The 13,272-nt window shown below is 54.6% G+C and carries 7 protein-coding genes; all 7 read right to left on the bottom strand.

What is annotated here, in order from left to right; translation table 11 throughout:
• Window positions 1-374 precede the first annotated feature (374 nt).
• The 7 genes from P40081_RS09040 to P40081_RS09010 all read right to left on the bottom strand — a co-directional run bounded on the left by P40081_RS09040 (window position 375) and on the right by P40081_RS09010 (window position 13,050).
• Window positions 375-2,714, bottom strand: a complete 2,340-nt coding sequence (locus tag P40081_RS09040) for a glycoside hydrolase family 95 protein (RefSeq protein ID WP_042134905.1) — start codon at window positions 2,712-2,714, stop codon at window positions 375-377.
• Between the two features lie 61 nt (window positions 2,715-2,775).
• Window positions 2,776-4,596: an alpha-1,3-galactosidase-related protein gene (locus P40081_RS09035; protein WP_052421730.1), complete on the bottom strand. Its 1,821-nt coding sequence runs from the start codon at window positions 4,594-4,596 to the stop codon at window positions 2,776-2,778.
• Window positions 4,597-4,663: 67 nt separating this feature from the next.
• Complete coding sequence (locus P40081_RS36260) at window positions 4,664-5,950, bottom strand: SGNH/GDSL hydrolase family protein (protein WP_052421729.1); 1,287 nt, start codon at window positions 5,948-5,950, stop codon at window positions 4,664-4,666.
• A gap of 154 nt (window positions 5,951-6,104) precedes the next feature.
• The gene (locus P40081_RS09025) at window positions 6,105-7,784 is read right to left on the bottom strand and encodes a type 2 periplasmic-binding domain-containing protein (protein ID WP_042134903.1); all 1,680 of its coding nucleotides are present in this window, start codon (window positions 7,782-7,784) and stop codon (window positions 6,105-6,107) included.
• Window positions 7,785-7,878: 94 nt separating this feature from the next.
• On the bottom strand, window positions 7,879-8,784 hold the full coding sequence (locus tag P40081_RS09020) for a carbohydrate ABC transporter permease (RefSeq protein WP_042134901.1): 906 nt from the start codon (window positions 8,782-8,784) through the stop codon (window positions 7,879-7,881).
• A gap of 15 nt (window positions 8,785-8,799) precedes the next feature.
• Window positions 8,800-9,684, bottom strand: coding sequence for an ABC transporter permease (locus P40081_RS09015; RefSeq protein ID WP_039307795.1), 885 nt, complete (start codon window positions 9,682-9,684; stop codon window positions 8,800-8,802).
• 1,074 nt (window positions 9,685-10,758) lie between these two features.
• The gene (locus tag P40081_RS09010; protein WP_042134899.1) at window positions 10,759-13,050 is read right to left on the bottom strand and encodes a helix-turn-helix domain-containing protein; all 2,292 of its coding nucleotides are present in this window, start codon (window positions 13,048-13,050) and stop codon (window positions 10,759-10,761) included.
• Between the last annotated feature and the right edge of the window lie 222 nt (window positions 13,051-13,272).

The raw sequence follows: 13,272 nt of genomic DNA, 5'->3' as shown, positions 1-13,272 counted from the left end.
ACAACTATATTAACTGATTTAGAACGGATTATCCGTTTAGTTGTATTCCGTACAATTAAACTGCCGTACTTAGGTGGTATTTACCGATTCGGACAAATTTAGTTGTACAGACTACAGTTATAAGAGGCGAGCAGCCCTTTTCGCCTTTTTTAGTTGTACATTATACAACTATCACGGAATTCGTTGGAACTGAATACTCAATTGCTGCATGTATGAAATGTTTGAATGAACTCACTACTCTAGCTCTGATGTAGTACGATTCAGTCGACAGTTCCATAGCGCCATAGTCCCCTAAGGCTTCATTCCCGCCAAGAACACACGGTTATCGTGCAAAAGCAGCAAATAAGCGGGGGCGAAATTCGCCCCCGCTTCTCTTACGCCAACAGCTCCAGCCGGCTGCCCAATTTGTAGCTTCCGCCCGCTTCCGCCTGGAAGACTGTTCGTACCTCACCCCATCGTACCGTCACCATTCCCGGAGAAAAGGTACGGACCTCGGCTGCAGTCAGCTGGCCGTTATCCCAGGCAACATCCACTTCCGCATTCCCCTTGGCCCGCAGGCCGGATACCGCTCCAGTGCTCCATGCCGCAGGAAGGGCAGGCAGCAGATGAATCTCTCCCGCGTGGCTCTGCAGCAGCATCTCAGCAATCAGCGCTGTACCGCCGAAATTCCCGTCGATGACGAAAATATTGCTCTCCGCTCCGGCAATACCCGATTTGGAGTAGGTGAACAGATTATCGAAGCACAGGCCGCCGATCAGGTGAGAAATATGCTTATAGGCATCCTCCCCGTCATGCAGCCGGGCAAACCCGAGTCCGAACAATGCCGCCGTGAACTCCACATCCTCCAGCTCGTTCTGTTGCATCCGGTTCTCCAGCGTAACTCTGGCTGCCCTGCTGAGTTCCGGTGTCCGGCCGGGAGTAATCCGATTGCCGGGATACAGTGCGAACAGATGGGACAGATGGCGGTGCTCCGGCTGGGCTTCCTCATAATCCTCCAGCCACTCCTGCAGCTGCCCCTTCCTGCCGATCTGAAGCGGCGGCAGCTTAGCTGCAGCCGCCTGAAGCATCTGCCGGAACGCTTCATCCCGGTCCAGAAGCGCTGCCGCCATCAGGCAGAATTCAAACAGCTCCCGGACCAGAATCTGGTCCATCGCCGGACCCATAGACAGCTGCTGCGCGCCATCGCCAGGATCACCGGGATAGAAGCTGTTCTCCGGTGAATTCGCCGGTCCGGTAACCAGCCAGCCATGCTTGGGGTGGATACACATGTAATCGAGGAAGAATACGGCCGCCTCTTTGAGCACCGGATAGGCCTGGCGCGCCAGGAACTCACGGTCCAGACTATATTCATAATGCTGTATCAGATGTGTGGCAAGCCATAGTCCGCCTGTAACATTAAGTCCCCATGAAGTCTCCCAGCCGGGAAGCGTAAATCCCCAGACGTTCGAAAATACATGCGCAACCCAGCCCTTGCTGCCGTACAGATTGCCTGCCGTTGATTTTCCCGCCTGTGCCAGCTCTTCAACATAGCGCATCAGCGGAAGATGGCTGTCCCCCAGATTCGTAATCTCCGTAGGGTAATAGTTCATCTGGGTGTTGACGTCCAGGTGATAATCACAGCTCCAGCCCATCCGGCAGGCTTCCCCGTCATTCCAGATCCCCTGCAGATGCATAGGCAGCGGCGAATCGGCCCGTGAACCGGCGATCGTCAGGTAACGCCCGTACTGCAGGAACAGTGCGAACAGCTGGGGATCATCCCCGCCGCCCCGGGCCAGGGATTGAATACGCTGACCGGTGGGGAGATCCGCCTTATCTGAGCGCCCCAGGTGAATATTCACCTTGTCATACTGGCTGCGGTAATCGGCAATATGCTCTTCTCGCAGCAGTTCATAGCCCTTGCCTGCCGCCTGATCAATGGTGCTGCGGCTTTCTGATTCCCAGTCCGCATCTGTACGGCGGTAATTCGTGCTGACGGCGAAGTAAATCCAGGCTTCATCCGCTCCGCTGACAGTCAATAGGCCGTCACCGCTATGAATCGAACCGCCGGATATCACCACCTTGACCCATCCTTTGGCATAGACTCCGCAAGTGCCGTTGCTGTGTATATTTTCTGTTGCCTGGCTCTTGAATTCCAGCATATCGCCTTCCACGGCTGTCGCTCTAAACTGCCCCGTCCCGTTCACCAGACTGAGCGAAAAGGACACTGTACCCGGCAGTCCGCCCCAGATCCTTGACGCTACCAGATCACCCGCATGCGAGGCAAAAACCTCACGGTGCAGCGTTGAACTCTTACCCTGATGCACCGCTCCGGCCACCGCATTCGTCAGATCAAGCTCCCGCCGGAATTGTCCGCCATCTCCTGATTCCTGCTCCCGGTTCTGCATCTGCTCCGCAAAATCAATCACCACCTCGCATAGTCCGAGGTTCGTGCCGAAATTCTGCTTCTTAGGCTGCAGATGCCGCTTAGCCAGACGGTCGCCCCCTTCGTAATCCCCGCTGAAGAAATGCTGGCGCATTTCTTCCAGCGCAGCCTTACCCCCTCCGGAGGAAGGTACCGGGTCGCTCTGCCCCGACCAGTAGGTGACCTCGCTCATACTCCATACTTCGCGGTGTGGAGCAGCCATCACGACTGCCCCTAATCTGCCGTTCCCCAGAGGCAATCCCTGGGCCCAGCTCACTGCCGGCTCAGAATACCATAATTTGAAATCATTCATACCGCATTCTCCTGTCTGTCATAATCTGCCCGCCTCCAGCAGGTTCAAGGCACGCTTACATTCACTGTTCCTCTATGCAAAAAGAATTCGCTGTCACGTCTACCCCGCTACAGGCTGTAAGCCGGACAGCATTCTCAAGGCTTGAGAACCTTTCCTCGTCCATGCTCTTGTCCTTGTCCTTGTCCTTGTCTGTGTCTTTGTCCTTGTCTTTGCCCATTTTCCTGTTTCGATCTCCCGCATCTGCCGCCGCAACAACCACACGGTTATGCCTGAACGTTAATCCCTCCGTGCTTCTGGCACTGAGAACGGGGGTATCCCCAGTCTCAAAGAGATTGTGCTCTATGCGGATATTCCGGTGCACAGGCGCCCCGCTGTCCGCTTCCTTCTTCTCCGGGGCTATGTGGATGACTGGAGCTTCACTGCTGCCGCAGGCAATGAAGGTGTTCCCGGTAATGGTCATATCTCTGACAGCACCAGACTCATACCAGGACTCCGCATCGGCAGCAACCAGAATGGCGCTCATCTGCATCCGCTCGAATACGTTATCCCGGATTACTGTTCTGCGCCGCGTAGCCGCCAGAATCCCTCTGGTCGGAATCCGCGAGAAAACATTCCCCCTGATCTCCACCTCAGGAGTCCAGGTGACATTCTCAATGACATCATTTCCGCCGATGCCCGGCGGAACCGGCCCTTCCAGCGTTAACTCCAGTTCACGCGGATTCAACTGCCGGACACCGGCAACCCGGCTGACTGCATACGCCGTCAGGGATTCCGCACGGACGAACTCAATCTCATCGCCCGTGTGAAAGGCCATGAACCCATACGACTGCGGATGCATAAAGCGGACCTTCAACGTGTTTCCGGCAGGCTGCCCGGCAATCCGCAGATAGGTGCCGTGCACATTGATTGCATCATCATGTGCCCCGCTAAAGCGGCTGTCTTCGATCAGAAGCTGTCCCCTGCAGCCGGACAGATGAATGAAATCGGCGAATCCGGCCACAGTCCGCCCGGTTTCAGGGCGCGGCGACAGTTCCAGCTGCCGGAAGACAAGATCCCGGCTGAACTGGCCCACGATCCCCAGCCCGTGCATGAAATGCACACCTGCGTTCTGAAACGTCACGCCGGAGCACTCCGTGATGAAGATTCCGGCCTGATCGCGAATGCCGTCCCGCACCTGCAGGACTGTCCCCGGGGCAACATCCGGCCTGAAACCGAAACTGAAACGCAGACTGTGCGGGCCGATCACCTCGACCAGCCGCGCCTCCGCCAGCCAGTTATCCGTCCGCCAGGTTATGTTCTGCACGGGATCATAGACCTGCATCGGACCTCCACGGAACCGCCAGCCCTCGCCTATCCAATCCAGCCTGCCGCCAATCAGCTCATACCGTGAATCCGAGTGCACGGTGACTTCGCAGAAGTCCGCACCGCATTGCTCCACGGTCATCTCGGCTACTGTAGGCTGGACATAATCCAGATGCAGGTTGCGGATCTCCATGTCCGTGCAGCCGTCCAGAATCAGCATCGTCTGCTTCCCGTGGAAGAGGAACAGCGAGCCGTTCCCGTCCAGTGTCAGCTGACGCTGCCCCTTCAGCAGTAGCCCGGCGGTTTTGGTCACATCGGGAAGCTCTTCCTCGCTGGCCGTGTTGGTAATGTAATAAGGAACCCGGAGCGCTGCGTCCGGGTAGAAATGATAGCAGCCCTGCGGGCAGTCCAGCAGCACCGGACCCTCCAGCCTGCCTGCGGCTTCTATCGCCCGCCGCATCGCAGGCTGGGTATCCCCGTCCGAATCCGGGACGGCGCCGAAATCGGTGAGGCACAGCACCGTCCGGTGAACCGGCTGATCATCGTCTACGGGATGAACTTCGTGATGAATATCAAACACCTCCCGGATGAATGGTTATGAAGCAGACGGCTCATGAGTTGCCGGACTGCTCAGCTGCGGTGCTGCATCAGTTGTGCAGTAGCTTAAGTACCCGCAGACCGGTCCCGGTACTCCGGCTGTCCTTGTGCACTGTATTGCGAATTGTAACCTGCAATACGCCGCGTTTCTCTTGAATCGGGAACAACGCCAGGATTGGACGGTAAGCATTCAGGCACCAGTCATCGAACAGATTGACTTCAGCGTAAGGCCCGCCGTTCAGCGAATATTCCACAATACCCGAGTCCGGCCCGTACAGCAGCACCAGTCCGGCACCTTGTCCCGTCACCGTGAAGCTGAATTCTGCCTGCGGATCATCAGTATAGGCATGCTCTGTAGAGAACCGCCAATTCATCAGTGGCTCCCCGGGCTCCAGCTCCTGGGTGCGGAAGCCTGCGGAATAGGCGGCGGCACTGTAATCCAGCAATCCGCCGTACTCATAATTCCGGCTATCCAGCGGAATGGGCAGCAGCGCTTCCTCTCCTGCTTCCTGTATCAGCTGTACCGTCTCTTGCGCTTCTGCTTCCTCTCCAGATACTGCTGCTTCCCGCCCCGTTTCCTTTTTCAGCACCGCCGTCACTTGTGCTTCTGCTTCCTCTCCAGGCACCCCCGCTTCCGGCCCTGCTTCCTCCAGCCATCCCGGCTGAACGCCGCATGGCACAATCGCCTGCTGCAAGTACTCCTGCACCAGCCCTGCATACAGCGCATGCCCCGCATCAAGCGGATGGTATCCGTCCGGAGCGAACCTCTTCCAATTCAGCTCACCTGTGTGGATCATGGTATACACCTTCGCCGCACAGTCAATCGACGGGATGCCATAATGATCAGCCACCTCCTCATGCACGGCGATATTAAAAGGCTTGTAGCCGGTCAGATTCTTGTCGGCTGCCGTGTACACGAAGATCAGCTCCGTCTCCGGTGACAGACGCCGGCACTGGCGGACAATTCCCTCCATACCGCGGATGGACTCCCCGCGGTCTTCCCCGTCATTCACGCTGAATTCAACAAACAGCAGGTCTATTTCCCCGTGGCGCAGCACATGCTCCTGCAACCGGTGTGCACCGAAGGTGGAGGTGGTCCCGCCGACCCCGGCATTGATGCAGCGCACGGGATGGCCTGCGTATAACCTTTGCAGGTACGCTCCGGTCAGTGCACGCCAGCTTGTGGTATCCGCATCCGAAGCGCCGGCCCCCTCCGTAATCGAGCCGCCCAGAAAAGCGGCTGTAAGCGGGGCAGCCCCCGCAAGCTTGCTTCTCATCCCGGGCAGTCCCCGGCGCGGTTCAATACCCGGAATGCCTCCGCTGTTCTGGTATTGCATAATTCCACCTCTTTACCAAATGAATAGGCCTTAGCCTTACTTGCGGTGAATACTTGAACGTGTTTGAACGTCCCTACAAACAGCAATGCCGGCCAAGGAGGCCGGCATCCGTTTTGCAGCGGTTAGGCCGCCCGCGTTTCCGCGCTATCCGGCTTTATTTCGCTGACACATCATAAGCCTTCTGCAGAATCTCCAGATAGCGGTCCAGCTTCAGGTCTTTAAGACCTTTTACATAAGCATCCCAGTCCTTGTTCAGATCCTTGTTGCCCGTAATGAACTGCAGCTCGTTCTGCTCAATGTAGTTTCTGAGGTTCGTCTGCAGCATGCTGGCTTCGTCGATGTCACTCGGGTCAATCCAGATCGACCAGAGCGGGAACAGGTCCTTCGGTTCATGGCCCTCATACAGCAGCGTAGCATCATAGAGTCTGCGTTCATATCCGTTGGAAGCATAGATATCTGTTCCCTGGACAAAAGTATCGCGGTACTCCTTCGGCATATAGAAGTGACCCATTCCGCTCCAGCCCGCATTGCGCGGCGCTTCGCCTTCTGCCATCGGAATCTGCTTGATCACCGGCTTCGAATCCTTGCCGAGTGCCACATCGCCTTCACCCGGATCGGTCCAGTCAATGCCTTTCATTCCGCTGGCCGAGTTGGTCTGGCCTTCCGGGGTGAACATATAATCGACCATTTTGATCAAAGCAATCTGTGCTTCTTCACTCGCTTTGTTGGTAATGACAAACTTGGCTCCCGGCGATACACCGCCTGCATCATGGGTGGCGAACGATACGCCGGAAGGACCGGTAAGCGGAGCAAGCGGGTTGTAATGCGCTGAACGCGTGTTGCCCGGGTCAATATTGATGAAGATGGCAGGGTGCATGCCCGCACCGGCGCCAAGAATTTCCGCATCGGCGTTCTCGCCGATTTTTTTGAACGCTTCAGCATTCTGGGTAAAAGCCCCCGGATCAATCAACCCGGCATCGAACAGGGATTTGATATAGGTCAGGCCCTCTTTCCATTCCGGCTTGATGGCTGCCGATTCGACCTTGCCGTCCGGTGTCAGGTTGAGGTAATTGCGGTCATCGTCATAGACGAAGCTGTTCATCAGATAAGGAATAATCCGTACACCGAAATCTTCAGTGGAACCGCTCAGTGGCACTTCATCGGCCTTGCCGTTGCCGTTCGGGTCCTGTGTCTTGAAGGCTTCCAGCATCTGCTTGAACTCTTCGGTAGTTTTCGGTTCTTCCAGATTCAGCTTTTTAAGCCATTCGGTGTTGATCCACATTTTATTCGGATAAGAGCAGTGGAAGCATTCCGTGTAAGCACCCAGCCCGTAAATATTGCCGTCCGGCGCTGTGTTCAGCGTCTTCAGTGCAGGTGTTTTTTCCATTGCTGCCTTAATGTTCGGTGCATACTTGTCAATCAGATCATTCAGCGGCACAAGAACGCCCTGCTGGCCGTATTTCAGCACATCGCCCTGCGAGAATTCATCAATATAAGCGGTGAGCAGATAAGCATCAGGATAGTCGCCACTGGCCAGCGAGATCTGTCGTTTCTCTTTGGCCCCGTCGGACGGGTTGATCTGCCAGTCGAACTTAATATTGAATTTGTCCTGAAGGAAGGTGGTGAATTTATTGGTTGGAATATCAATGCCCGATTCCTGGACAGCAAAGACGCTGACTTCAACAGGTGCTGCCGCAGCCGGTGTATTTCCGCTTGCATTCCCGCTGGTGGCCTGGGCGCCCGAAGGGCTGTCTGTATTTTTGCCCGAGCATCCGCTGATCACAACTGTAAGTACCGTTACCAGCATTAACAAACTAATAAGGCTTTTCTTCAAAATCAATCACTCCCTTTTTTTGAGTTGAACAGGGTGGATATTTCTTGCTGCCGGCTGATGAACTCACCCCCTTTGCAGGTGTACATGCCAGGCCTCAGCCCTTAACGGACCCGACCAGCATCCCTTGAACGAAATAACGCTGCACAAAAGGATAAATCACCAGCACAGGCAGCGTAGCCACAACAATCAGCGCATATTTCAGAAGCTCCGCCATCTGCTGCCGTTCCACCATCGCCATTGCATCCATCGCTCCGGAGCTGTTGTTCTGGATAATAATACTGCGCAGCACCAGCTGAAGCGGGAACAGATCCGCCGTCTTCAGATAGATTAGTGCGTCGAAATAGGAGTTCCACTGGCCTACGGCATACATCAGCACCAGCACCGCAAGGATCGGCTTGGATAACGGAAGCACTACACTGCGGATGAACCGCATGTCACTGCAGCCGTCAATCTCGCTGGCTTCAAGGAGCTCCTCTGGAATTGAGGCCTGGAAGAAAGAACGGGCGATGATCACCTGCCACACCCAGATGGCATTTGGAATCAGGAGCGCCCAGCGGGTATCGATCAGGTGCATCTGCCGGACCACCATATAGGTGGGGATCAGCCCGCCGCTGAAGATCATCGTGAACGTAATTACCATCATTAACGCATTCCGTCCAAAAAACGCTTTGCGCGACAAAGGGTAAGCAATCATTACCGTCAGCGTTACGCTGATCAGTGTGCCAGCCGCCGTATAAAAAATTGAATTGGCATAACCGGAAACAATCTCATGCGTGCTGAACAGCACCTTGAACGCCTTGAAGGAAATATCGACGGGCCAGAGCCACACACGGCCGGAGGTTACAGCCGCCGGGCTGCTGATGGAGCTGCTGATAATGAAGATAAGCGGGTACAGGACGGCTATCACCACAAGGATGAGCACCGCATAGACCACAGTGAGGAAGATCCGGTCACCGGTGGATTCTTTGATTTTTTGGGAAACTGCTGCCGAAGCGGCCATACGAGCACTCCTTTCCTACCAGATGCTGTTGTTCGTGATTCGTTTGGCCAAGCCGTTAACCGTAAGCAGCAGGACCAGATTAATTAAGGAATTGAATAAGCCGACGGCGGTGGCGAAGCTGTAATTGGCATTCAGCAGACCGATCCGGTACACATACGTAGCGATGATCTCGGAATTGACGATATTCAGCGGATTCTGCAGCAGATATACCTTTTCGAAACCGATCGCCATCACATTGCCTACATTTAGAATAAGGATAATCACAATTGTCGGCACGATGCCCGGAAGGTCGATGTGGCGGATTTTCTGGAACCGTGAAGCTCCGTCCACCTTGGCTGCCTCGTACAGCGTAGGGTCGATGCCGGCCAGGGCGGCCAGATAGATGACGGCGCTATAGCCTGCGGTCTGCCAAATATCGGACCAGACATAAATCGAGCGGAACATGCCGGGCTCCCCGAGGAAATTCACCGACTCCAGCCCGAAGAAATTCAGGGCAATATTGGCGAAGCCGAGGCGCGGAGCGAGAAACAGCATAATAATCGATACCATGACCACCGTCGAGATAAAATAAGGTGCGAAGGAGACCAGCTGGACAAACCGTTTGAACCGTCCGCCGCGGATTTCGTTGATCATCAGTGCCAGCAGGATGGGAATCGGGAACCCCGCCAGCAGCAGGAAGCCGCTCAGCAGAATGGTATTCTTCACCAGCGTCCAGAACATCGGATTCTCGAAAAAGAGTTCAAAGTTCCTGAATCCTACCCATGGACTGCCCCATATGCCTTTGATGACGTTATAATCCTTGAACGCCAGAACCGCATTCGCCATCGGATAATACTTGAAGATCAGAAAAAACAGCAGAGGTGGAATGACCAGCAGATGGAGCTGCCAGTGCTTCAGCATGCTTTTTCCGGCGTTAGAGAGCCAGCTCTGGCCTTTCCTCCGGGGCGCCGGCTTGTTGTTTAATATCAGATTTTTCTCCAGATTAATCCCCCCTAAAGTTGTGCCAGCGTGTACTGCGTTGGTTTGTGCCCATGATTGTACTTCGTGCAAAAATCGCTGCGGAAGCGTGTGATTGGTTTTCGTGTTGCTCCGTTGGTTCATTTTGCGTAAAACTTGTTGTGGAAGCAGGTACTTGGTAGTGCTAAGTTGCTTCACTTGGATTGCTTCAAGCAGAACTTGCTGCGGAAGCAGGTGTTTAGGTTTGACTGGCTAAATTGTGTGATAGCGCTTTCTCCACGACTCGATCATAAGGTGCTGCGGCGGGTCTTGAACAGGTACATTTCCGTATTTTGCGTACAGTTCACCCGGATTCCGGGGTCCATTGCATGCGCTTACATCCCGCATTCCGCTTATACCTTGTCCAAATCAGGGGCACTTCTGCCCCTCATTTCCTCGTCCCGCCCACTTCTGGCGGAATCAGGGTCACTTCTGCCCCTCGTTTCCTCATCCCGCCTACTTTTGGCGGATTCAGGGGCACTTCTGCCCCTCGTTTCCTCATCCCGCCTACTTTTGGCGGATTCAGGGGCACTTCTGCCCCTCGTTTCCTCATCCCGGTACTTTTGGCGGATTTAAAGGGATTTTTCCCTCTCATTCTCCCGTCTCGCCCACTTTCCGGCACATTTAAGGGGATTTATCCCTCTCATTCTCCCGTCTCGCCCACTTTCCGGCGCATTTAAGGGGATTTATCCCTCTCATTCTCCCGTCCCGCCTACTTCCGGCGCATTCAAAGGGATTATCCCTCTTACCCTCCCGTCCCGCCCACTTTCCGGCGCATTTAAAGGCAGCTGCTATTTCCGGCTAACTCAACTTGGTACTAATTTAAAATGAGAAAATTTGTTTTATCAACATTTATCTGAATGGTGTTCTTTTCCTAATGGTGTTCTTTTCTAAACGATGTACTTTACCAGACAATAAAAAACGGCCGCGCGTCCGGACCATGGACAGCTGCAGCCGCTTAAGCATGTGAAATCAATACTATTCGCCATGCGATTGTCGGTAGGTGCTCGGCGAAATGCCCGTCAGCCGCTTGAACGCCCGCCGGAAAGAATGTGAGCTGTTGTAGCCGACTCTGGCCGCGATCTCATCCACCGTGTACCGGCTCTCTCTCAGCAGGATTGCCGCCTCATCCATCCGCACCTTAATCAGGTGATCCGAATAATTCACCCCCGTCACTTCTTTGAACAGCTGCGAGATATATTTCTCGGGCCGCTCCACATGCTCGGCGACGCGGTACAGGGTGAGCTCGGTATCGGCGTACATTTCTGCAGTATACTGGTACATCTGCTTGATGATCTGGGTGTGTGCATCCTTCTTTTTGTTGGTGATGAATCCGCACAGCTCTCCGGTCAGCTCAAGGAATTCCGTCTGGATTCTCTCCAGCGGCGCCGAGGTGTCAATGTCGATAATCTGCCGTTTGACGCTCTCCCCCAGCGGGGACTCCATGAATATTTTTTGATCCAGCAGCTTGAGGAAGGTGCCCTTCATCTCCCCGATCAGCTGATGCTTCATTTCCATAGACAGCTCGCGGGGCCCCAGATTCTGTGCAAAAGTAGCCTCCATAATCCGCTCCGCCTCGGCCAGCTCGCCGGCGCGGATCGTACTGATCAGACGCTGCTCCGTCTCCAGAGGATAATAATAGGTCGTATTCTCAATCTGCACCTCCTGATGGCGCAAGACTCCTTTACGGTTCGTATATACTGCATATTCCAGCGCCTGTCTGGCCTGCTCGAAGGACTGGCTAACCTCAGTAACCGACGAGAAATACTCCCCGAAGCCGCCCTGCACCGAAATGCGGTATTCCTCAAACACCCGCTGAACCCCCTGATCCATCAGGCGTTCCATCCCATCTTCATTGCCCGCCGGGCCACCGTCAGCTGTGCTGGAGAAGAACAGGATGACTATTTTGTCCGAGCCCATATCCGTCATCGGGAGCGGACCCGCCAGCTCGGCAAATGTCTGCTTCAGCAGGAGCCGGGCCGCATTCAGCTCATTGAGAATTTCAACGCTGTCCATACCGGTATACCCTTTAATCTGCAGAATTCCCGCATACCCGGTTCCTTCACCCAGTCCGATATCCGCCTGCTCTGCTGCCGAGACAATCTCTTCCCTGGATTCGAATTCCCCGGCGATCAGCCGTTTGAGAAAAGCATCCCGGACCAGCGGCAGCTGGCGGTTCAGCTCGGTCTCCAGCAGCTTGTTCTTCGTTATCATGTCGGCGATATTCCCGCTCAGGAAGTCGAATTCATTGCGCTCCGGACTGTCCTCCTTGCCGAACTGCTCCTTCATCACGGCCAGCAGACGGTTAATCGGCATACTGTTTCTGTAGGCAAGCACAAGCCCGGCCAGCAGACCGAGGAATAGGGCGCCAGCCGTAATCAGCCAGGTCATATGCTTAATTTTATTGGCGTTCTCCATCAGCACACTGCGGGGAATCCCCGCCTGGTACACCCAGCCATTCGTGCCGGAGCGGGTCGTTATGACGAGATCATCCCTGTAGAACTGGCTTACCTTATCCGCGTCAAAAAAGGGATCAGCAGCCAGCTTATCCACGTAAGCATTATTTTGCCCCTGCAGCACTATGGTATTGCCGTCCGCATCGCTGATATGCACCCAGCCGCCGTCACGCTCGGTCAGCCCGGACAGCAGACTGGCGATAATCTTCTCGTCAATATTAACCACCACGACAGCCGGCGAAGAATTATTGAAGCTATCCAGCGGCAGGGACTGCATATAGGTGATTACCGAGGTAGGTGTACCCTTACTCACAAAAGCGCTCAGCGGCTTAATCTCACTCCGGTGCGTACGGTCCAGAATCTCCTTTTTCCACTCCTCCAGCGGGAGATCCTTGTAGTGATAGATCTCGTAATAATGATCCGGGCGGTAGGAGGAGCCGGCAGTCAGCACCAGATCATAATTGGCCAGATAAATATAATAGTCCTGCAAAAAATCATTCGTCTGTCCGAAGGTCAGGACATTGCGCATCGCTCTCCAGATCCCGAACACATTCGTTTCACGGCCTTGTTCATTCATCAAAACATTCAGTTCCTGATTAATGGCCAGCTGCCGGGTAAGCCCTTCAACCTCAGCCATGCGGCGCTCCAGAATCTCCTGGCTTTTCTCCAGCTGGGTCACACTGTTCTCAATCGAAATGGACTGGGTTACAGAGATTGAGGTGTGGTACGACATATAGCCCCCAATGCTGGGAATAATTAAGATGACCAGATAGGAGATCAGAAATCTGCGGAACACCTTGGAGTACTTGGGCATGGTAAGATTCTCCCCTCTATTGGTAGCGCTATCATAATATTAGCTTAAAACAATTTGCCGTCCAGTCAAGCTTTTGTCCTGCGCCTCCGCGCGGCGGCCATCGGGAATTTAATAAAAAGCAGCGATGCAGGCGGGCATCACTGCTTTTTATTAGTAATTCCGATCTCGCTGCAGACAACTGCCGCCCGGCGCGAGATTCGCGCGAGCGGCAGTGCAAGCGGA

The sequence above is a fragment of the Paenibacillus sp. FSL P4-0081 genome (assembly GCF_000758565.1).
GTDB lineage: Bacteria > Bacillota > Bacilli > Paenibacillales > Paenibacillaceae > Paenibacillus_AQ > Paenibacillus_AQ phytohabitans.
The sequence above is the reverse complement of the archived record's forward strand: the minus strand, read 5'-3'. Positions and strand labels throughout refer to the sequence as shown.